This is a genomic window from Paenibacillus sp. FSL L8-0436, from assembly GCF_038593025.1.
Classification (GTDB): domain Bacteria; phylum Bacillota; class Bacilli; order Paenibacillales; family Paenibacillaceae; genus Paenibacillus_AQ.
This window is the reverse complement of record NZ_CP151955.1, coordinates 855,904-877,875: the sequence shown is the minus strand read 5'-3', so window position 1 is coordinate 877,875 and position 21,972 is coordinate 855,904. Positions and strand designations below refer to the sequence as shown.

The 21,972-nt window shown below is 47.2% G+C and carries 18 protein-coding genes; 5 read left to right on the top strand and 13 right to left on the bottom strand.

The window, feature by feature from the left end; genetic code table 11:
• Positions 1 to 8: 8 nt before the first annotated feature.
• Positions 9 to 1,004: an effector binding domain-containing protein gene (locus NSS79_RS04060; RefSeq protein WP_340894824.1), complete on the bottom strand. Its 996-nt coding sequence runs from the start codon at positions 1,002 to 1,004 to the stop codon at positions 9 to 11.
• A 244-nt stretch (positions 1,005 to 1,248) separates the two neighbouring features.
• Between NSS79_RS04060 and NSS79_RS04055 the strand changes: the two genes are divergently transcribed.
• The 5 genes from NSS79_RS04055 (at position 1,249) to NSS79_RS04035 (ending at position 6,722) form a co-directional block, all read left to right on the top strand.
• Entirely contained in the window at positions 1,249 to 3,024 is a 1,776-nt protein-coding gene (locus NSS79_RS04055) for an ABC transporter ATP-binding protein (protein ID WP_076110268.1), read from the top strand.
• Positions 3,011 to 4,786: an ABC transporter ATP-binding protein gene (locus NSS79_RS04050; protein WP_342438377.1), complete on the top strand. Its 1,776-nt coding sequence runs from the start codon at positions 3,011 to 3,013 to the stop codon at positions 4,784 to 4,786. The genes NSS79_RS04055 and NSS79_RS04050 overlap by 14 nt, the downstream gene beginning before the upstream one ends.
• Positions 4,787 to 5,002: 216 nt before the next feature.
• Complete coding sequence (locus NSS79_RS04045; RefSeq protein ID WP_076110266.1) at positions 5,003 to 5,572, top strand: TetR/AcrR family transcriptional regulator; 570 nt, start codon at positions 5,003 to 5,005, stop codon at positions 5,570 to 5,572.
• A gap of 11 nt (positions 5,573 to 5,583) precedes the next feature.
• Positions 5,584 to 6,087, top strand: coding sequence for a flavodoxin family protein (locus NSS79_RS04040; protein ID WP_340894826.1), 504 nt, complete (start codon positions 5,584 to 5,586; stop codon positions 6,085 to 6,087).
• Positions 6,084 to 6,722 carry a hypothetical protein gene (locus NSS79_RS04035; protein WP_038585928.1) on the top strand — a complete coding sequence of 213 codons (639 nt, stop codon included), beginning with the start codon at positions 6,084 to 6,086 and terminating at the stop codon, positions 6,720 to 6,722. The genes NSS79_RS04040 and NSS79_RS04035 overlap by 4 nt, the downstream gene beginning before the upstream one ends.
• A gap of 67 nt (positions 6,723 to 6,789) precedes the next feature.
• On the opposite strand, the gene NSS79_RS04030 is transcribed toward NSS79_RS04035, so the two are convergent.
• From NSS79_RS04030 to NSS79_RS03975, 12 genes are all read right to left on the bottom strand, one after another.
• Positions 6,790 to 7,035 (bottom strand): hypothetical protein, encoded by a 246-nt coding sequence (locus NSS79_RS04030; RefSeq protein ID WP_340894830.1) that lies wholly within the window; start codon positions 7,033 to 7,035, stop codon positions 6,790 to 6,792.
• A gap of 6 nt (positions 7,036 to 7,041) precedes the next feature.
• Positions 7,042 to 8,592, bottom strand: a complete 1,551-nt coding sequence (locus NSS79_RS04025; protein ID WP_342438376.1) for a glycosyltransferase family 39 protein — start codon at positions 8,590 to 8,592, stop codon at positions 7,042 to 7,044.
• Positions 8,593 to 8,800: 208 nt separating this feature from the next.
• Positions 8,801 to 9,934, bottom strand: coding sequence for a HAMP domain-containing sensor histidine kinase (locus tag NSS79_RS04020; RefSeq protein ID WP_342438375.1), 1,134 nt, complete (start codon positions 9,932 to 9,934; stop codon positions 8,801 to 8,803).
• A 355-nt stretch (positions 9,935 to 10,289) separates the two neighbouring features.
• Entirely contained in the window at positions 10,290 to 13,655 is a 3,366-nt protein-coding gene (locus tag NSS79_RS04015; protein ID WP_342438374.1) for a HEAT repeat domain-containing protein, read from the bottom strand.
• Positions 13,656 to 14,237: 582 nt separating this feature from the next.
• Positions 14,238 to 14,693 (bottom strand): hypothetical protein, encoded by a 456-nt coding sequence (locus NSS79_RS04010; RefSeq protein WP_340894836.1) that lies wholly within the window; start codon positions 14,691 to 14,693, stop codon positions 14,238 to 14,240.
• A gap of 801 nt (positions 14,694 to 15,494) precedes the next feature.
• Positions 15,495 to 16,781, bottom strand: coding sequence for a hypothetical protein (locus NSS79_RS04005; RefSeq protein WP_342438373.1), 1,287 nt, complete (start codon positions 16,779 to 16,781; stop codon positions 15,495 to 15,497).
• A gap of 43 nt (positions 16,782 to 16,824) precedes the next feature.
• Complete coding sequence (locus tag NSS79_RS04000; RefSeq protein ID WP_340894841.1) at positions 16,825 to 17,142, bottom strand: EamA family transporter; 318 nt, start codon at positions 17,140 to 17,142, stop codon at positions 16,825 to 16,827.
• A complete protein-coding gene (locus tag NSS79_RS03995) occupies positions 17,132 to 18,085 on the bottom strand; it encodes an HAD-IB family hydrolase (protein WP_342438372.1) in 954 nt (317 codons plus the stop codon). The genes NSS79_RS04000 and NSS79_RS03995 overlap by 11 nt, the downstream gene beginning before the upstream one ends.
• 22 nt (positions 18,086 to 18,107) lie before the next feature.
• Positions 18,108 to 18,980: a decaprenyl-phosphate phosphoribosyltransferase gene (locus tag NSS79_RS03990; protein WP_340899625.1), complete on the bottom strand. Its 873-nt coding sequence runs from the start codon at positions 18,978 to 18,980 to the stop codon at positions 18,108 to 18,110.
• A gap of 565 nt (positions 18,981 to 19,545) precedes the next feature.
• The gene (locus NSS79_RS03985; protein ID WP_342438371.1) at positions 19,546 to 20,280 is read right to left on the bottom strand and encodes an ABC transporter permease; all 735 of its coding nucleotides are present in this window, start codon (positions 20,278 to 20,280) and stop codon (positions 19,546 to 19,548) included.
• A gap of 17 nt (positions 20,281 to 20,297) precedes the next feature.
• Positions 20,298 to 21,005 (bottom strand): ABC transporter permease, encoded by a 708-nt coding sequence (locus NSS79_RS03980; RefSeq protein WP_342438370.1) that lies wholly within the window; start codon positions 21,003 to 21,005, stop codon positions 20,298 to 20,300.
• Positions 21,002 to 21,913: an ABC transporter ATP-binding protein gene (locus tag NSS79_RS03975; protein ID WP_342438369.1), complete on the bottom strand. Its 912-nt coding sequence runs from the start codon at positions 21,911 to 21,913 to the stop codon at positions 21,002 to 21,004. Before NSS79_RS03975 ends, NSS79_RS03980 begins: the two co-directional genes overlap by 4 nt.
• Between the last annotated feature and the right edge of the window lie 59 nt (positions 21,914 to 21,972).

Genomic DNA, 21,972 nt, shown 5'->3' with positions numbered 1-21,972 from the left:
TCATACGCCTATACGTTTTTACGCACTTTTTCTTTGATCGGCATCAACAGATCCAACTGGATCGTGCTGTCATCCGCCGCAAGCATGTACTTGTGGATGTAATTCAGATGTTCCTCCAAAAGACCGCTCATGTATTCGGGATCTCCTCCCGCATACTCGTATATTTCGTTGTTCTTCACCCACTCGCCAAGCCGCTCCCATTCGTCGAAAGCTCCCATGGGAATCATATGGGCGGCATAGAGGCCACCGGCAAAGGTTTTCTTGACAAAGGGTGCCTCCACTGACAGCTCATCCGGAATGGTGATCCATCTTTCATAGCCATGATCACTCCCATCTGGCAGTTGTCCATCCGGATGATTGAACCCGATATGGCGGAAATCCGGCTTGATCTGCGGCAGCTTGTTTTTTTGAATAAACTCATAAATCGGTTCCTTCCCCTCAAGCTCCGCTGTCTTCCCAATAATGTGCAGTGCGGCTACCGACATCGGCGGCAAATAAAGAATCCGCACCTCCCTGTCCGTCAGCTTCTCCAACCGGTCGTTCGCCTGATTTAAATCCTCCATCGTCTTGTCCTCCTTGAAATGGATTTTGCTTGTGATTAAGGAGTCGAACAGCGGCAGGATGGACACATCATCTAGCAGATTCCGCTTCAGATTCAGCTGAGTACTTTCATTCAGTCGGACGATGAACGTGTTCAGAATGGTGCGTATGGTAGAGAGCGCTGTAATTTCATCCGCTACCTGCTTCAGGTTCTGTTCAAACGTTGCGATGATTTCCGCCGAATCCTTGCTCTCCAGAATCACAATGATTTGCTTTAGTGGAATCCTAAGCTTCCGCAACACCACGATTTGCTGCAGACGCAGCACCGTTTGGGCATCATAGGTCCGGTATGCATATTCCGCTACCTTTGTACTTTGGATCAGTCCGATTTGCTCATAGTAGCGCAAGGTGCGCGTAGAGAGCTTAAAGCTTTTGGATATCTGGCTAATGGTCTGAAGCTCCATGCGACTCCTCCTCTCAGGGTCATTGTAAAGTGCGACGCGACGTCAAAGTCAAGGACCCATATTCAACCCGTTCCTTCTCTAATTCCGCAAAATCAATCAAACCCCCTTCGAAAGAGTTCAATTGATTGTAACAAGAAAATATTCCAGTAGCCGATACTTGGCCGTTTGATAATGTTATAATCACCTTGATTTATTCATTCTTTTTCCAGCAAGAGTGAAAGAACATTCAGAAACAGGTGATTAGATGTTCGAACTAAAATGGCTGTGGCAGAACCTGGAGGGAAACCGTACGCGGTACATTCTGGCGCTCTGCCTCTCGGTGGTAGGCTCAAGTCTTACGATCGTGAATCCGTACATCAGTCAGCGCATTGTCGACACGTTCATAGCCGGCGATAATGCGCAGCAGAATCTCACACAAGAGCGGGGGCTCTTGATCGCGCTCTGCCTGGGCATGATCGGCTTTTCCCTGCTCCGCACAGGTCTTGCTTATTTGACAACCATGCAGTACGAAAAGTCCTCGCAGAACATGATGTACAACATCCGTATTTATTTGTACAACAAGATTCAGGGACAGGACAGGGAATATTACGACCATAACCGCACCGGCGACCTCATGACCAAGATGACCGGCGATCTGGACATGGTCCGGCACTCCATGGCATGGATTTTCAAGACGATCATCGAATCGTTAACGATTTTCCTTGCTGCCGTTATCTATTTTTTCACGATAGATGCGGAGTTGACGCTGTGGATGCTTATCCTGTCGCCACCGATTTTTATCGTGGCCTTCATTTTCGCCAAACGCGTCCGTCCAATGTATATTGACCTGCGCGAGCGGCTGTCCCAGCTTAACACCACTACACAGGAGAATATTTCAGGCAACCGTGTAGTCAAGGCTTTCGCCCGCGAGGAGTTCGAGATCGAAAAATTCACAGAGAAGAATGTCAACTATTCAACAGCTAACAAAAAGGCTGCCCTGGTATGGCTTGATTACTTTCCTTATCTGGAATCCTTCGCTCAGGGCTTCAACGTCATCCTGATGCTGGCTGGCGGGCTGTTCCTTATGGAAGGCCGGATCACTTTTGGTGAATTCGCTGCCTTCTCTTCGCTCATCTGGGCCATATCCAACCCGATGCGCAACATTGGGATTATTATCAACGACATTCAGCGCTTTTTTGCCAGCTTGACTAAAATCATCGACATCTATTATGCCCGGCCTAATATTGTAAACGAACATAAGTCCATACAGAAACGCCGTTACGAAGGCCGCATTGAGTTCGATCAGGTGCGCTTCAAATATGATAGCGCTACCGTGCTGGACGATGTCAGCTTTACAGTTGAACCCGGTGAAACGATAGCGATCATGGGCTCGACGGGATCGGGCAAAACGACAATCATCAACCTGATCCCCCGCTTCTACGACGTATCCGCAGGACGTGTGCTGGTAGACGGCGTGGATGTCCGCCAGCTTGAGCTTGATGAGCTCCGCGACAATATCGGCATGGCAACCCAGGATGTACTCTTGTTCTCCGATACCATCGACGGCAACATCGCCTATGGCGACCCCGATCTTCCGGAGGAAGAGGCCATGGCCTATGCCGGGCTTGCAGCTGCCCACGACTTCATCTCCAAAATGCCCGAAGGGTATGACACCGTTGTCGGGGAACGTGGGGTTGGACTGTCCGGAGGGCAAAAGCAGCGTATTGCGCTGGCGCGGGCCTTGGCGGTCCACCGTCCTATTCTGATTCTGGACGATACAACCTCTGCCGTTGACCTTGAGACGGAGGAACACATTCAGAAAAGTCTGCGCGATCTGGACTATCCCTGCACGAAGATCATTATCGCGCAGCGGGTGTCTACTACCTCGCAGGCTGACCGCATTCTCATTCTGGATGGCGGACGCCTGATTGAAGAGGGTACTCACGCCGAACTGCTGGCGAAACGGGGCTACTACTACGATGTGTTTATGCTGCAGAACGAAGGTATTGGAAGGCAGGTGACCGCTAATGGCAAGGAATAAATTCGACGTCGATGAGAATCTGGAATCGCCGTTTAATATCAAACACTTCCGTCGTGCAATGGTGTATATCAAACGGAAGAAAAAGCCCATGATCTTTGCGTTTGTGCTCAGCGCGATTTCAGCGGCCATTTCACTGTCCGCTCCACTGATCATGCAGCATGTCGTCGACGTGACCATTCCCGCCAAAGCCAAACTTCCGCTGCTGGGCTGGTCCGCGCTGATGCTTGTGACCATCGTAGTCAGTGTTATTCTGGCTACCTATCGCTCACGCATCATGACAAGCGTCGGACAGGACATTATTTTTGACATCCGCACGGATTTGTTTAAGCATCTGCAGGATTTGCCTTTCAAATATTATGATGACCGGCCGCAGGGCAAGATCCTGATCCGGGTCGTGAATTACGTCAATTCGGTTTCGGATGTGCTGTCCAACGGTATTATCAACTTTGTTCTGGAAATTGTGAATCTGGTCTTTATTGCCGCATTCATGTTCGCCGTCGATGTACGGCTCTCGTTCGTTATCCTGGCAGGACTGCCCGTATTCTTCGGCATCATGCTGCTGATCAAAACCCGGCAGCGCCGGGCATGGCAGGCGGTGTCCAACAAAAGCTCCAATCTGAACGCCTACCTGCAGGAAAGCATCAGCGGCATCGGCGTCACCCAAATGTTCAACCGTGAACAGCGCAATGAGGGAATTTTCACGCGTCTGGCCGGCAATTTCCGCAAGGAATGGATAACAGCGGTGCGTTTCAACATGCTGATCCCGTTTAGCGTCGACAACCTGAGCACCATCGTTACAACGATGATCTTTCTGGTGGGTCTCCTGACGCTGGACCCTGTAAATGTCACCTTTGGTGTGATTCTTGCCATGAGCAGCTATGCCGCCCGCTTCTGGCAGCCGATTCTGAATCTCTCGAACCTGTACAATAACTTTATCAATGCCGTCGCCTACCTGGAGCGTATCTTCGAAACGCTGGATGAGCCGGTTACCGTCAGCGATATTCCGGATGCGAAGACACTGCCGCCTGTACAGGGCCACGTCACCTTCGACAACGTAACCTTCGCCTATGATCCAGGGCTTAACATTCTGGAGAACATCTCCTTTGATGTTCTGGCAGGACAAAGCATCGCCCTGGTGGGGCCGACAGGCGCAGGCAAAACAACGGTCGTCAATCTGATCTCCCGCTTCTACAATCTTACCGGCGGCAGGATTCTTATGGACGGACAGGATATCTCGCAGGTTACGCTGAAGTCCCTTCGCAGCCAGATGGGGATCATGCTGCAGGACAGCTTCATTTTCTCCGGGACCATCCTGGATAATATCCGTTACGGCAAACTCGATGCTACTGAGGAAGAAGTGATCGCTGCGGCCAAGACCGTTTGTGCCGACGAATTCATCCGTGAGTTTGATCAGGGTTACCTGACCGAGGTTAACGAACGTGGCTCCAAGCTCTCGCAAGGGCAGCGGCAGCTCATTTCGTTCGCCAGAACGCTGCTGGCTGATCCGCGCATTCTGATCCTGGATGAAGCGACTTCTTCAATCGACGCGAAAACTGAACGTCTGCTCCAGAAGGGCCTCAATGAGCTGCTTAAGGGGCGCACTTCGTTCATTATCGCGCATCGCCTGTCCACCGTAAAAAACTGCGACCGCATTATGTATGTCGCAAACAAAGGCATCGCGGAAAGCGGGTCGCATGACGAGCTTCTAGCACGCAAGGGCCACTATTACCGGCTTTATACGGCGCAGAAAATGGAAGCTTAGCCACTAAATCAAACTCAGACATTATTCTATAGCTGTCATAATCCCTTTCAGGCACAACCTGGAAGGGATTTTTTTATGGGTATAGAACGCTCCTCTCTCATAAAGGCGGAGTTTGACACAGCTGTATTCTAAAACTGATTTTACATCTTAACACTGTAAAGATTATATGCTACAATCTTTACAGCGCTAAGATTAATGGAAGGATGCATCCATCACATGAAAGACAAACCCTATCACCACGGCAATCTGCGAAATCAGCTTATAGAAGCCGGCATCACACTTATTAATGAAGATGGTTTGAAGAGCTTTTCCTTGCGCAAGGTCGCAGCGAAATGCAGTGTCAGCCATACCGCACCGTACAGCCATTTTAAGAATATTGACGAATTGATTTACGCTATGGGCGAGCATGTCACTGCGCAATTTATGGACACACTGCGTACATCCATTCACGGAAAGGAGGGCACTCAGGAGGCGATTTCCTTGCTGGGGCAGGCCTACATTGACTTTTTCGTTGACCATCCGCAGTATTTTCAATTTCTTTTCTACCATTCGGACATCACCATTGACCTGGACCATTATAATTCGGATAATTATCCGCCGTTTGCTCTATTCCGCACAACAGCCTATCAGTTGTTTGAGAGCTTTGGCCTGCCGGAAGAAGAATATGCGAAGCAGCTGGTTGCCCTATGGTCAATGGTGCACGGAATGGCCTCACTGCTCACCAATAACGGGGTCCGGTATTCCGGAGATTGGCGGGATATCTTTACGCTCAAACCTGTATTTTAGGAGGATAACCCATGAAAATGATTATTCACGACTTGGATCCGCAACAATTTGCGGCATTGGTTGAAGACAACACCCCCGACGTAACTGTAATCTCGGACAATGGTACTATCCGTCATTGTATCGGCTGCTTCGGGTGCTGGATCCGGACGCCTGGAGTCTGTGTTCTGAAGGACGGCTATAACAACATGGGGGAACTTCTCTCGAAATGCGATGAACTGACGATTATCAGTAAATGTGAATATGGAAGCTACAGTCCTTTCATCCTCAATGTGTTGAACCGGAGCATTTCCTACGTGCTGCCTTATTTTGTAACCAAAAACGGTGAAACCCATCACCGCAACCGTTATGACCATGAATTTGCCCTGACCGTGCATTTTTACGGTGAAGACATCACTGAAGCCGAGAAGGGAACAGCACAAAAACTGGTCGCAGCAAATAGCTTAAATTTGTATTCCTCAGGGAATTCGGTCTATTTTCATAACGGGCTGCAAGCCGTCAAGGAGGTACTGGCATGAACATCGCAATGATCAACGGAAGCCCCAAGCTACGAAAAAGCAATTCAGACCACCTGCTGAAGACACTGGAGCCGCTCATAAGCACCGGGCATGAAATCACCCATTATAACATTAACAAAAAACCGCTGACCCCCGGGCAATACAGCGAACTGTGCGGCATGGATATATTGATTATTGCCTTCCCGCTTTATGTGGATGGAGTCCCGTCACATCTATTCAGAATGCTTGTTACCCTTGAGGAATACATGAAAACGCGGCGTGAGAAGGATATTTACGTTTATACCCTGATGAATAATGGTTTTTTTGAAGGGAAGCAGAATCACATTGCCCTTGAGATCATTCAGAACTGGTGCATCCGTTCCGGTCTAATTTTCGGGCAGGGTCTCGGTCAAGGCGCCGGTGAAATGATGGACTTTATCGAGAAGGTTCCCCTTGGAACGGGCCCGCTTAAGAATCTGGGCAAGGCAATGGAAAGCCTGGCTCATAATGTACATTCGCAAAGTATAGATGAATCTATGCTCTTCAGTCCAAACTTCCCGCGCTTCGCCTGGAAGTTTGCCGCGACCCACTCTTTCTGGAACGCCACCGCCAAGAAGAACGGCCTGAAGAAGAAGGACATCCGAAGAACCCTATAGCTGGCCTTGGGATCACGCTTGAGACTTCAGCGGCCTCCCGCAGCGGACAGTACAAGGCAGGGAGTGCTCACTGTCTCCCGCCTTGCCCGCCGTCCGTCCCTTGACTGCCGCTTCTTCCCGGACCTCCACCCTTTGTTCCCTGGCCGGCCCCACCCCGGTCCGTGCCGCCGTTCACTCCCGGGAACCCGTTCATTCTTGAGCCGGAGTCCGTTTTTGTGATTTTTTGAGCGGTTATGGCCTCGCATGAGGTGAGCACCAGTGAACAACCCAGCACTGCTGCAAGCAAGAAGATTGAGTATCTCTTGGTTCGCATCTTCAATCACCTCTTTCTGTTCAACATATAATCATATACGTCTTTGAATCCCATGTACGACAGCACGATCAATAGCGGATACACCGGATAGATATAACGGGACTTTATTTCCCACAGCAGATAGAATGCGATAAAACCCAGAACCACCAGAATTGTAGAGGTTTCCTCAAACCTTTTAGCCCTTATTCCGCCTATCAATCGAATGAGAATAAAGCCATACATCAGGAAATTCTGGACATACAGCACCCAGAGCAGACCGCTTCTATACTTCGAATCTCCTTTAAACAAATCCGTGGCAAAGGTAGTATAACTATAGCGGTCCATCACAAACCCCGCTCTCCCTCCGGTTCTGGACGATCCGTCATTTCCAATGCCGTATCTCTCCATCTGGTACGTCCCTTCTGTCCAGGTCCACACCAGCTTTTTATAATACATTTCCGCGAGTTCACCCAGAGTGGCCTCAGAGAGCTTATCGCCGATGGATGCCTTGAACAGCTCTACGCTGTCCACTTTATTATAGTTTGCCTCTCTCTGGTATATATTGTAGCTCTGCTGATTGTCCCAGAACCCAAGGGTCTCCAGATTGATGCCCATATTCAGCCACATATAGACGGGAGCGGAATTCTTGTTCACCGGCTCATCTACGACATGCGTTGCCTGCAGTACAGCATTCTGGGTCCAGCCGGGCACCTTGAACAGCAATACTGTTATGCCTATAGAAGCTAAGGCCTTCTTAAGCCCAAGGGTCCGGATGCTGAAGAGCAGGCAGATCAGGACTGCGATCAGAAAGATCATCCCGGTGCTTCTAAAATAGTTACCGATAGCCAGCAGAATGGCAGCCAGCAGGATATCCTTCATGGACATTCTTCGGAGGAACCTGACGGCAAAATATAAAGCGCTGGTCAGAAAAGCTGTAGCAATCACATCGTTATATATAAAATTGCTCATGAACAAGGAAGGAATATAGGTTGCGGCAATTATTAAAACCCCATAATCATTTTCTTTCGACCGGACATTAAGCTCTTTATACAGCAAATAGACCATTAAAGTTGTAACGAGCGAGAACAGGATGTTGAATATTTTGATCACCAGATAATTATCCGGAAATAAGAACAGCAATGTTTTCAGGTACAGGACCATGGAGAAATTAAACGGAAACATATACAGATATCCCCCCGTTTGAAAAGAGGAATAATCCTGTTCATACAGCATATCCATCGCCAGCGACAGCACCGTTTGCGAATCATCCGTCGGCAGCCGGGGGAACAGGAAAATGATCAAGAGCTGGATCGCAAACGAAAACAGCAGCACAGCCGGAATTACGATTTTCCTGCTGTACCGGTTAAGCTTTAAGCACATTCTGTACAGAACAAAGCTTACAGCCAGAACGGCCGCGGCCGCCAGGATAAACAGAACCCATTGTTGTTTCTCCAGAACCGTGGTGTCACCGTACACAGAGTAGGTATACTTTGCCCGGATAAACAAGGAGGATGCGATAAAAAGTCCTATACAGAAAGCAAGCAGGATATACAGTATTCTTTGAGTTCCCCTTACCATGGAAAACCTCCTATGCGTAATAGTTTCACAGCTTTATATTCTCTTGCCCCGATTCATAGACGTATTATAAACACCCAAACTGAATATTAAATGAAAGTCGGAAGGGGCGAAGTCCCCCGCCTATCACAAGCCCTATAGTGCCTGTGTATCCAAAAAAAAAGACGCTGCGGGGAGCAATTCCCCGAGCGTCTTCCAGCGTTCATGTAGTTCAGCTGTTGCATGGCGAACGCTCCAGTTCAATAATCATCCCTAGGCGTTCTCCCTCGATCCGCGCGTCCAGCTTGCCCCCATGCAGCCTGATGATCTCGGCAGCAATGGACAGGCCCAGCCCCGCGCCTTCGCCAGCCCGCGACGAATCCCGCTTGTAGAACCGTTCAAACAACCGTTGCAGCTCCGCGCTGTCCATCGCTTGGGCCGGCGTGCTCCACAATTCCAGCCGTACCGGGAGTTGGCGGCGGCTCTCTGCCACCGGTTCCCGGAGGAGGATGACAAGCTCTGTATCTGCTCGACTGTATTTGAAGGCGTTAGACAACAGATTTTCGAGCACCCGGACGAATAGGTCAGCATCCACCTCCACATAAACCGCCTGATCCGGCAGCTGCAGAACCGTCTCGATATGCGTGTCCCTGCTTTGGGGATGGTATCCCTCCGCAACCTGGCGCAGCAGCTCCTGCATATTCACCCAGCTCTTATTTATCACCGGCGTTTTCCATTTCAGCTTCGAAATTTCAAAAAACTCATCAATCAGCTTCTTTAAGTACCCGGTCCGCTCCTCCAGAACCTCGACGTACCGCTCCCTTTCCAGCTCACTGCTATACGATTTCTCTTTGAGCAAACTGAGAAAACCCATGATGGAAGTTAACGGCGTGCGCAGGTCATGGGAAATATTAAGCAGAAAATCCTTCTCCTTGCTCCGGCTTGCGACGATTTGCTCGGCCATATCATTCAGTGCGGTAGCCATGGTGGTAAGCTCGTTGTTGTATTTTAACGGGATACGAGCCTGAAAATCAGTCGCGTACAGCGTATGCGTGCCCCGTTCGAGAGTGCGCATATACCGGATTCTCCCCCGGACACCAAGATAAAAAAGCAGCAAAAACACAACAACACCCAGCAAAGATACAGGACTCTCTGTATAAGTAATCGTACTTGCAGCCACCAGATAGAGCCCGTTTCCGAGCTTCCGCGTTTCCTGCAATTTTGTGCCGGAGCCGTTGTTATAGCTGATGTTGATGCCTTCTTTGGGTGAAAAGAACACGATATTGTAGACCTGCTCCTCCTCGGGATTGCCGATCACGAAACCTCCAGCCTCCGGTGCAGGGGAATAATCTGCGGTAGACAGCAATGCCTTTCCCCCAGGCAATCCGGCGAATAACTACGATATCCAAATAGGCCATGAGCTCTACTGACGTAGAAATTCATGGCCTTATCCATTTACTTATCGTAGCGCTGCTGTCCAATAAACGCAAATAGACCGCCCTCCCAGCAAAGGTTTGCGGTCTATTTGCCGTGTCCTGTTTGTTGAGGCCTACCGCCCTTAAAAGCGGCTATTGCATGGGGAGTCGTGTTGGTAGCACGGCTCTCTTTGCATTGTACGCTTGTTCTGCTTTTATTATAACATGGCAAGAGGGAATTTCAATCCACACTCACACTTTCCATGTGAAACGACGCCCCTCTTCTTACGCTTTCTTTTTTCATAATTAATCGATTGCTGTCCAAATGTCTAACGCAAGGGAGCGAATCGCAAGGTTCGTGTGATTTCTATATAATCTTAAAATCCGGGCACAATCCGGACTCCACAATAAAACACTTCCTGCAACCTCAAGCAATGAAAGTCCCATTAACTGAGATTCGTAACTACCTTCCGACCCTATAACATCTACAATTTCTAATAGGGTTTCTGGATTCCAGTAGCCTTTGCTGTCTTTTAAATTTTGTGCAACCTGCTTATAGGCATCGCCTAAACGATGTGGCTGATTTGAAATGCAATGAACTATTTTAGTTAGGCAAGCAACGGATTCCTGAACATTATTCCAATCTATTGAGGCTACATACAATTTCATTACAACCTGCTTTAAGGTCTCATCCGCTGCCAGACAGTCAATAATACCCATATACAGAGGCACGAGGTTTACGCGAGTGTTCTTTGGCAAAGAGGTCAGTTGGTCAGCAAATTTCAACAGACGTTGCCGATGAGGCAAATCTCTTTTGGCATTAGCATTCCATTCCTCAATAATTTCAACACTGGCCAAATCCTTAAACACACCAATTACCCTCTCATTGACCTTGCCATCACGGCATGTTTCTGTCAGCGTGTTCATTGCAATATTCCATCTGGCGTTATCTTCTAAATCCAGAATAACCTTTGCAGCGGCAGCCGCAATGATTTCTTCATGTCCATTTGTCCAACGGACCATACTGTTCAAAGCATATCTTCCAACATCCGGATCTGCATGACCGGCAATTCTAATGATTAATTCTAAATACCGGGATCTATAGTTTACCGGAAGTTCATTGGGTTGTTGCCATAGTACACTTTTCGCAATATCACTTTGTGATGAAGTGGCCATGTTGCTTAGAATCTTCCAGCCGCGTTCATCATCTAAAAGCTGTCTCGCTGCATGCCCTATGGCAATGATTACGTCCTTATGAGCATTAGGCTTTTCAAACTCATTCATCAATAGCGGAATGCTGTCACTGCTTCTATAAGCACCCAGTAACCGGATGGCCTCTTTTCTGACAGTGATTTTAAGTTTGTCCCGGTTTAACAGTTCTTTAAGTATTGAAGACAATATAGCCGGATTCACTCTACGAATGCATCTGGGTATCGAGTAAATGGCTACACGGGCTCTGTCTCCATCTAAATTCTCCAGTAGAACGGGAAGTGCCTTTTCGGGTTCTTCCAACAATGAAAGTGCATAAAGTGCAGCTTCTACTACAGCTACTTCCTTATCTTTTAAATACTTTACCAGCTTATCCGGACTGACATCAGGCATTTTTGCCATTAGCTTTATAGCTGTTGAACGTTCATAAAAACTGCGTTTGGCATCTGACGCGATGCTTTCTATTGAGGTTCTAAAAGATTGTTGCTGACGCGGCAGCCACCTATGGAACCCATCCGTAGCCGGCACAACATAAACGGTTTTCCCCGTTAAAAACCTGCCTTTAATAATCTCACCCGAAATAAATGGATCCAGCCATTCTTGACGTTTCAGATGCAGATGCAGGAACACTTCGTTTACGGTAATAAACGACTTATCCAGGGTTAATAATTCTCTGACTCTCTCATCCCGTGTTTTAGGAGATGCAAGCCAATGCCTTGCCGCCCGTACTGCGATAGAAGCTGTTTTCTCCTGTACCGCATCGCTTAGTAAATTTTGAAGTTTAGAGATGCCAAAGCCTCTTTTTCCAAACGAGTTCGCCAGGCTGATCACCAAATTGTAGTCTTCTCTTTGATTTGCCGCCGCAGCCAGCGGATAAATCACTTCAAATAAATGCTCTTCTATACCCCGGGGGATATTTTCCTGGAAGGATGGAAGTGAAAGCTGTCCGCTCTGCTTGGCTAATTTTACAATCGTGCTTAAAGCGAACTTAAAGATCTCACTTCCCGGATGTACCGCATTAAACCGCATAATCACAAATGCTAATTCCTGTGTGGCAGACCTTGTAGCATAGGAAGTATCTCTAGCCTCAATAACACTATCAACGAGTAAAGTAAGTTCCTTTACATTCTCATCCGTAAACATAGATGCCGGGCTGTTTGCAAGCTCTCTAATCACTGCAGAGCGTACAGGATCCTGATCATTTTTGATGCGGCCTAGATACACCAAAGTCTCATCCATACCTTGCCTTGATAGCGCAGTACTTTTAACCAGCTGCACAAGTGCCATTGCGCGTTCGTCTGCATTAGAGGCATATGCCGCTTTTTCAAGCAGCTCTCTTGAATGTAGAATAGAACGGCAAGCCGTAATTCTAATCATTTTGTCCCGGCTATCATAGATTTCACGCAGACCAAGCATTCGGGTTGCTTCCTTGTCGCGCAATATATGCGGTAACTGATACAGTAATGTCTCTGGAAAAATGCGCTCTTTACGCTTGTCCTCTTCATAGACCGACTCAAAAATCACTTTACGCTTTGAAGGAGCCATATACTCAAGCAATTTCGCTAAATGTATGGGGGTATCTGCAAGCAGCTTGGCTAATTCAATCCATTGAGCTATGGAAAAATATTTTTTCCTTCTTAAAACGCCATCCGGCACACCATGAGAGATCAGATCGCTTCGCGACTCCTTCCGGGTTAGCAGCATGTACACTGCTTCAGGATGGATTCGGACTAAAGTACCCAGATGTTTTTTAAGCGCAGGATGGATGATACCCATGGGTCCATGATTCATGGCACATTCAAGAATTAAATCCGGCTTTACATTGCATAAAGCTTCGATAGCTGATGAAAATCTCCACCACACATATCCCTTTTCCCTAAGGGGGATGCCTTCTAACGTTGTTTTAAAATACTCCGCAACGGCATCAAGATGACGGCTGGATAATTTTTTCCAGTTCACAACGATATATCCAATCTCTACAAGCCATTTACTGACCGTTTCCTTAGAACATGCAGGCAGCAGAATAGAGGCCTCCTCCGCCCCCCACCGGGCATACACAACAGGCAGTAAACGCTCCGCCAATTCTTGACGATGATTAAATGAAATACTTCGCAGTACTTTGCGGCGGCAATCATGGGATAGCTCCGGGAGTTCACGTTCAATATCAATATCTGAAGCCACTTTGGCCAAAAGACCGGCTGCCTGATTTCTAATAGTAGCCATAGGATGCTTTAACGCTGACACAATAATCTTTGCATCCTGTGTGGCAATAGCCCCCATTAAGGCTAGCTGTGCCTCATAGACACCGCCTTCCAGTAATGAAGCGAGCAATTTTGAATATTGGGTGGATCCATGATTTTCACGGCCTAGAGTGGCAATTTTATGGATTCTGTCTGAATAGCCTAGTGAGTCTAATTCTTTAAGCAAACTTTTTTTATCCATTGGATCTTTTTTGAAAATCATAAGTCCTCCTCCTTCACCTGTTCTTGTTCCATCCAAACTTTATTCTATATATATCTATCCATACCCTTTAAAAAAATCTATAATTTTACATCAAATTTCGACATTGTCTAGCCGGATGGTTATATACATCTACCGTTGAAAAAGAATAAGGGTAACCCTGAAGCCGTTTGTTACCCGTTGTTGAACATTCTTATAAATATTTATAAATTAAAACTACTGGTCCAACTCTATACGCTTCTCGCGTTGATTGAACAGGACGGGCGTTTCCTGATGCTGCACAAAGTCACGAGTCGGGGGCTGTTAGGAATGGAGGTTCAGGAGGCCATGGCGATATTCACGGTCAATTGAAAACGATTATTGAAACTGATGGAGTAAACAGGAGCCACATAAGGGGAGAGCAAGCGAAAAGACGACGGTTCATTCTGTGAAATCAGAATAATCGTCGTCTTTTGGATTCACGTTCTTTTCATGAAAAACTGTTTATCCAGTGGGCCTAGTGAAATACAGGAATGATTTTTTTCATGTATGCCCCGTCTGCTTAATCTTTTCTTTCCAAAGCGTCCTTGACGCGGTCTGATTAACTTAGAGTTCAGGCTCAGAAGTTGCAGTCTTAACAGAAAGTTTAGCGTTTACTGGATTACCCTGAGACGGACTCAAACTAACAACATGATTTCCCGATGACCAAGGGACATCTGCAGTTCTAAAATCGTGTTCACCTGGAGGAACCTGAAATTGCATTTTTTGGGTCCCGGCTACTGTACCTTGAGTAACTGTAACAGTGATGGTGTCATTCCCATTATTTTCAACCCATACTTTTACCCAGCCATAATTGGCTTTAACGTTAAAAGTTCTATTAGCTCCAGGATTTCCAAGAACTCGTATCTGATCAAAAGGGTAATCAACATCGAAAGGAGTAATAATGCCCGAGACTGGAGTAAGCTCCTTAGGAGCTGCGCTGGAAGCAAATACTGGCGATGCGCTAAAGATTGTTGCAACAGCTAGAATTGTTGACATTACTGTTTTCGTTGTACGTTTCATAGTAATCCTCCTAAATAAATTTTGTGAATACTTTTACAATTCACTACCAATAATGTAAATCTATCTCAAATAACTGTCAACCATAAATTTCCTTTATTTATAAAAGAGTTATAAAAAGCACTTTTCATACGATTGAGTGATTTACTAACACAGCTTTTTTTCAATCTGTTTGAGGTACGTTAAAGACGTTTCGTAGTTTCGCCCAGCGGCGTTGTTCCTTGTCAAACGCCTCATACGGAACTTGTTGTAGCCTCGTCAACAGATGCTCCGGTCTTAAGGCATCATCGACGAACACCAAACTCACCGCAGCGGAGGATATGTTCGTTCCAACTGCGGTGTCCCGTAGTTCGCCAATATTTCGTTTTCATTTGACGAAAAAAACGTTAATGGTCGTTATTCGCGCGAGGGCCCCAGGGCAAATCATAACAGGTAAAAGGTCCGTGTCCAGGGCAAGTACCTGTGAGGTTTCCTGAATCAGAATCTGCTACCGTTTCACGGCTCGCTTTTCTCATAAATCCGAAACCCTGGGCAAATCCAGTGTAGGATTTCCCTCCTCCAGAAGAAGCGAGCGAGTGACTGCTAAGTAATCTCGAGTCACTTCGCTTTTTACCGAATCGTCATCTTCGACTTGCTTTTCAATCTACCGGAGACCCCTCAGACTTTTTTTGAGTCCGGTTTTGAGTTTGCGATCCAGATCGACGATAGATTTGAAAATATATTTTAGATAGTGGGATTGGTTTTTTTGATATTTTCGCAATAGTACTTAAAACGGGCTAGATTTGAATTGTCTTTCTTCATTGCCTACTTCTCTTCAGACAGTGTAACATATCCCTGCTCAACAGCTTTTAGCACCCGGGCATGATGTAGAAGGTTATGTCCCGCAGTTACAAGCACAACCACCACCAGTAGCCCAACGATGGCTTTATACAGTTTGGTATTGCTGATGGACCTCACAGACACAGAAATCAGCAGGAAGAAGGCAAACCAGAAATGACCAGCGTACAGATATAGGTCATAGTTGAAGGTTGCCAGTCCGTAACCCACAATTACGTGAAGGCAGAAGGCAAAACCGATGAACATTATCGGAATCCAACCTTCCCGCTTTCGGATTCCCAATATCCATCCCGCTAACGCGCTGGTGAGAAATAGGAATCCGATCACAGACACATATATAGGATAGGACTGCGACAAGTCAGTCGCAATAGCAGCAACTCCTTTATGGACCAGGGTCACGTCGGGAGTTAGCAGCGGACTAATCCCCAACATATATATGGATTTCCAGTGGTGGGAGAAGGAAAAGGGGGCGATATAACTGAACCCTCCGTTTTTTAATCCGTCCTGCCAATGAGAGACCCAGGTGACACCGCCCGGCAACAGCAGTTGAATCAACAAGAGGAGGATAGCTAGTAGAATAAAAGAACACAGAACCAACAGCAGAGTTCGAACAGCATCCCGGACCCGGCGTCCCATTTGTTGTACGACTAATGCACCTGCATAAGGAATGAGGTTTGTAGCCGTTATTCCAAAGTTCACTATTCCCAATATGGCTAACGGCAATATCGGAGATTGTTTACTGTCACGGTAATACTGGAGACAAAATACCGAGATAACCAGTCCAAATTGCGCATACGGATAAGAATCCGGAATGAACGATGTGAAGAGAGAATAAGAACTGATGCCAAATAAGGACGCAATCAGAGCGGATGGCCCTCTCCCCGTTCCTTGCCGTCGTGAGATATAGTACAGAAGTGCTGTCCCTCCTGCATTCAGCACGGATTGAACGATGAGGAACAAGCTATTACCCGGACCGTTATTAGCCAGAGCACCAAGGGGACCCGCAATGATATTTTTATAGGGATGTATGACAGAGACATTATCGTAACCGTAATACATGGAAGGATCAAAGTTAAAAAGGTTGAGCCCAAATTTTACGCCATAAAATGGATTGTGAGCGGCTATAAGGCTGGCTTGACGATCCATGAGTAGCAGAAATGGAGTATTAATTGCGATGTATAGGACGACAAAAAAGATAAACAGACCGAGTGCGGTTTTATTGTCGGTCCGGTCTTGCAATAGGTAACGGATCACGTGATGATTCAACCTCATTTCATAAACTTAATTTTGAAATCACTCACCTTGCCAGCAGCCATATGCCAATCCCGATACAGATAACACCTGTAATCTTAGCTGCTCCAATCTGTTCCCTGAAGACGTATTTGGCAAACAGGAGTGTCCAGAGGAAGGTCAATGCATTGGCAGGCATGACCACCGTATAAGGCAACGACCTCAATAAATAGATATTGAGGAGTGCACCGAGTCCATACAGAAGGGTGCCGAAAAGTAGATATACCGGCTTTCCCCAAACGGAGCGAAGCTTGAACAACACTCCTCCGAGCGATCCCAATAGAGTCATGACGACGAGGACGACGACGTTCCATTTATCGTTCATACGATATCAGACACACCCCGATTCCCATTAGCACTACGGCCAAAAACCTATCCCAAGTTATAGGCTCATGAAGTATCCAATACCCATAACCCAGTGCAAAAAAATAACTGAGGCACATCAGTGGGTAGGCCACAGAGAGTTTTTCTAGCGAAAGACTGCGAATCATAAAAAAAGCCCCACCCCCATAGCAAAGAAAACCGAGAGCAAAGTAAGATATAGCATCCCATCCCCATTTCCAAAACAGTTGGCCCGTTGCCGTCAAAAATGCAGAGAGGACCATATATATTTTCCCTGCATGTAGATAGGGTGTTTTCACATTGTCCCATTGGCGAGCCTCTAATTCAGGATGTTGGCCGTTTACTAGATACCGATTACGGACCAGACGAAACATAGGCAGATCTGACAACGAATCAGAGTACGCGCATGAGTTCTCGAAATCAATAGTTTGGCACTTATCTTCTAAATAGCGCCTTATCCGTTCGACTTTTTCTTCCCCTTTGCAGTTAAGTCCCTGTATAAGTGGAACATAGCAACCGTTTTTTCTCATCAGTTCCGTTCCAATTACGAAATCGACCTCCGGAAGTTTCTTGAAAAACTTCAGGTATGCATAGGGAGAAGCTGACACGAGCAAGATTCGAAAACCCTCCATTTTCAATCGGTGGAGTTCCTCATAAGCGTCCTGATAGATACGTGTTCGAAGCTGGGTATCAAAAAAATGTTCCAGATCAGAGTCAGAAAAACCGTTGACTGCGTAAAAGAATGCGGCCTTGGCCTGCTCAGCGGTTATTAATCCGAACTTGTAGCATAGGGTTCTCCACAGCACTACGGCAATCCGATAAGCGGTCAGTGGTTTTTTACGAAGTCCATACCATAAAAAGAGCAGCATGGAATCCCCGCGAAGCAAAGTGTGATCAACATCCCAAAAAGCAAATTTTGTTTTCATAAAAGTATTCTCCCGAACTCGGTCAAGTTTCAAAAATCATGAGGATGGCAACAACACTAATCGCATAAAGCATGACGGTGATTAAAATCGGCTTATCCTCAAATAGAACGCGATCAGGCGAACCTCCTTTGTTGCAGATATGAATAAGATAAAGGTAGCGAAAAACCCCGTAAATGACGAAAGGGATTGTCCACATCAGCTGAACGGTGTGCCCCGAAGTAAAGGTAAACAGCGAGTAGCTTATAATAGTCGCTGTAGTGACGATGTTGTTTAACTGGTCCAGTAATGGCACGGAGTAGCTTTCCAACACCTTGCGGTGCGTACCTTTGCCTTCGTGAAGCAGAATTAGCTCGTGTCTTCTTTTTCCAATGGCCAGAAACAAAGATAGCAGCAGCGTGCAGAGAAGAAACCATGGCGTTAATGGTACTTTGATAACCAATCCTCCCGCAATGGCGCGCAACACGAATCCAGACGCGATGATCATCAGGTCTACGATGACCACATGCTTCAGATAAAGAGAGTAAGAAATATTTAGCAGAATGTACACTACAAGGAGAAGCGTGAATAACGGATTTAATAGCCAGGAGACTGGTAACGCAAACAAAAGTAGTACAGCTCCGACGGACAAGGCCAAGGCAGGCTTGAGTCGTCCAGATGCCATCGGACGGTGGCATTTGGTCGGATGGACGCGATCCGCTTCGCGGTCTATGAAATCGTTGATGATATAAATGGTGCTCGATACCAAACTAAAAAGAACGAAACCGATAGTGGAGAGGGCTATTTCACTTATCTCCATCCTATCGATAGAGAAAAGAAGAGCAGCAAAAACTAGCAAATTTTTACTCCATTGTTTTGGGCGAAGCTGAGTCCAAATCAGGGAGACCGTCGATGGAATATGTTGGTTAAACTGATTCGTTTCAGATGCCTTCCGAACTGAATACAAGCTTCTTTCACCTCTATTATTCTATTTTTTTAAATAATTTCCATGTTACCACTATTTTTTCTGGAAGCAAAGTGCCAAATTATCAAATAAAAACCGATTCGCGATGTTAACGTCATATGAAATCGTAACCCTTGGCCCAATCCAATACTCCCGCCTCATCTGTAGTAAATTAAGATCGTAACCTGAGAAGCAGGCGATCTACCATTTCCGTCAGGTGCTTATTGATTATTAAGATTGGGGCTGTAAGGGGGGAGAAGGACCAACTGCAGACGCGGATGTTCTTTCATAGTCCAACACTGCAAGCAGAATAGCTGAACTATCGGATATTTAGTACAACAATGATATGACCACGTAAACCTAGACGGCGTTCATATTTTTGTTCAATAAATCAACATTGTACGATAACAGGACAAAAAAGAGGGGTTCATATTCCCCTCTTTCCTATTTACAGTATCATGTATATCGCTCCAATTATCGGGTTGCAGCATTACATTCTCCGGTTAAGATTTGTCTATAGCTAGGCCCTGTGCATAAGCGAACGGCGCCCCGCCCAGATGTACGCAGCAGAGGTTACGGCCACAATGAGAATGAACGGGATCACATCCAGCCGGGGCGACAAAGCCGTCCCCCTTGGATACATCGCGTAGTAGGCCGTTGTAGAAGGAAACCAGGCGCCGATCGAGGCATGAAGCCCGGTAAGCACAATGTTGGCTATCACGATCGAAGCCGATAAAATCAAGGAGGAAACAAACGACTTCAAGCGCATGGATACCCATAACTGCAGCGCCGCAAACGGAAGTATGGCCAGCCATCCCCCAACCGTACCCATGATCAATTCGGTAAAATCCAAATCGTTCCCCAATTGAAGCAGTTCTCCCGCGAGCAGATATGATCCGGCAAAAAGCAGTTGAATCAACCCCATCAGCAGCATCAGCGTTCCCAATTTGGCATAATAGACACGGGAACGGGGAATGGGCAGGCAAAACAGTTGTTTCCAGCCCCCGTTTGTATGCTCATAACGGCAAATAAAAGAAGCTAATACCCCGGCGTAAAGCGGATAAAAAAACAACCCGTGAAAGCTGGCCATATGCAGATAAAAGGTTTTCCATCCGCGCTCAAAAAAACCGACAAAATTCTCCGAATTTAAACTATTCATTCCGAGCATCACAGTTCCCAGCGCACCGAGGAGGAACAGGATGAAGATGACGGGATACTGCAGCTTCATTCGTTCGGCTTTCATCAAATTTTCCATAATCACACCCCTGTTAATTAAAATTGTTTGTTTTTAAAATGCAGGGCCCCGGCGGCTAGCAGCACCGCTCCCAGACCTGCACTTATGCCAATCCACCTCTCAGGATGGGCCATGAACGGACTGGACATCGTCGGATAGGCCCATGGCCACAGCCAGGTCCACAATGCTGCTCCGCTGTCCCGCGCTATGAATAGGCCAGAAACAGCGCCCAGAAAACCGATGGACATCGGAATGGCCGGGTTCGAGAATTGGACAGACAGCCACATCTGCAGCCCCAGCACCGCAGTTGATGCGAGAAAGCTGTACATAATTTGCTTGATTAGAAGCTGGAACGGCAGCGGTTCGGAAGTGTAGCAAATCCAGAGCAGGATCAGGCCGGCAATAATCAGCAAGGCCGTACACAACAGCAGAAAAAGAACCCACAGCGCCTTGGCCCAATAAAGAACAGAGCGGGAAACAGGCAGGGTCAGCAGCTGCTTCCAACTGTTGGATTCGTGTTCCAAACCGGCAATCATACCCGTGAGTAACGCGGTATTTAGCAGCAATACGAAACCTAGAAACATATACATCACATTAAATACGCTGTATACCCCTGCCGGGCCTTTGAAATAGAGATACCATTCCAGCGACATAAATGCGATGAACAGCCCGGCGCTGATAACCGGCAGCCAGCGGGCCGCAGGTTTGAGCCTCATGCCTTCGGCCCGCAAGGCCCGCCACATCATAAGCTTACTCCTTTTCCGGTCAACTCCATGAACAGCTCTTCCAGCGATTTGCTGCTTTCCCGTACATTCATAATCCCGTAAGGGCCCAGCAGTTTGAACAATTCTGCCTGCGACATACTGACATTCTCTGCTGAAATTGACAGCATATTTCCTTCCCGCTCCACGGCAAATCCTTGCAGCATTAGCGTGCGAAGCGCTTCCTCCGGGCGCTCCACGGCAAATTCCATGACTTTTCCCCTGCGCCGCTCCAGCATTTCCAATGCTCCCTGATAGACGAGTTTGCCGCTGCTGATAATCCCGATCTCATCTGCAATCGTATCCACCTCGCTCAGCAGATGGCTGGACAGCATGATCGTCATTCCCTGATCATGGGCCAGTGACAGCATCAGATGCCGTATTTCTTGGATGCCGGCCGGGTCCAGGCCGTTGGTCGGCTCATCCAGGATCAGCAGCTGCGGATCCCGCAGCAAAGCTGCTGCTATGCCCAGCCGCTGCTTCATACCAAGGGAATATCCGCTCACCTTGCGGTTTGCACTTGACGTCAGCCGCACAATTTCCAGCACCTCACCGATGCGCCGGTCGGGTAGCTTCAGCAGTGTGCTCAGTATTTTCAAATTTTTGTACCCGGTCAAATGCCCGTAATAGGAAGGGTTCTCTACTAATGATCCTACCTTGCGCAAAATGTCCTGACTGTTGCCCGGCATCTCTTGTCCAAAAATGCGGATCGTCCCGCTATCGGCCCGGAGCAAACCCAGCAGCATTTTGATCGTTGTAGTTTTCCCTGCACCGTTCGGCCCTAGAAAACCGTATATTTTCCCCTCGGGAACCTCCAGGTTTACCTCATTCACCGACACCTGCTCGCCGAAGCGGCGGGTCAGCCCTTTTGTCTCCACTATAAGTTGTGGCATCTCCTGTCACCTCATATCTTTGATATAGGGACAATAATAGGCGCTGGAAGTAGCAGCGG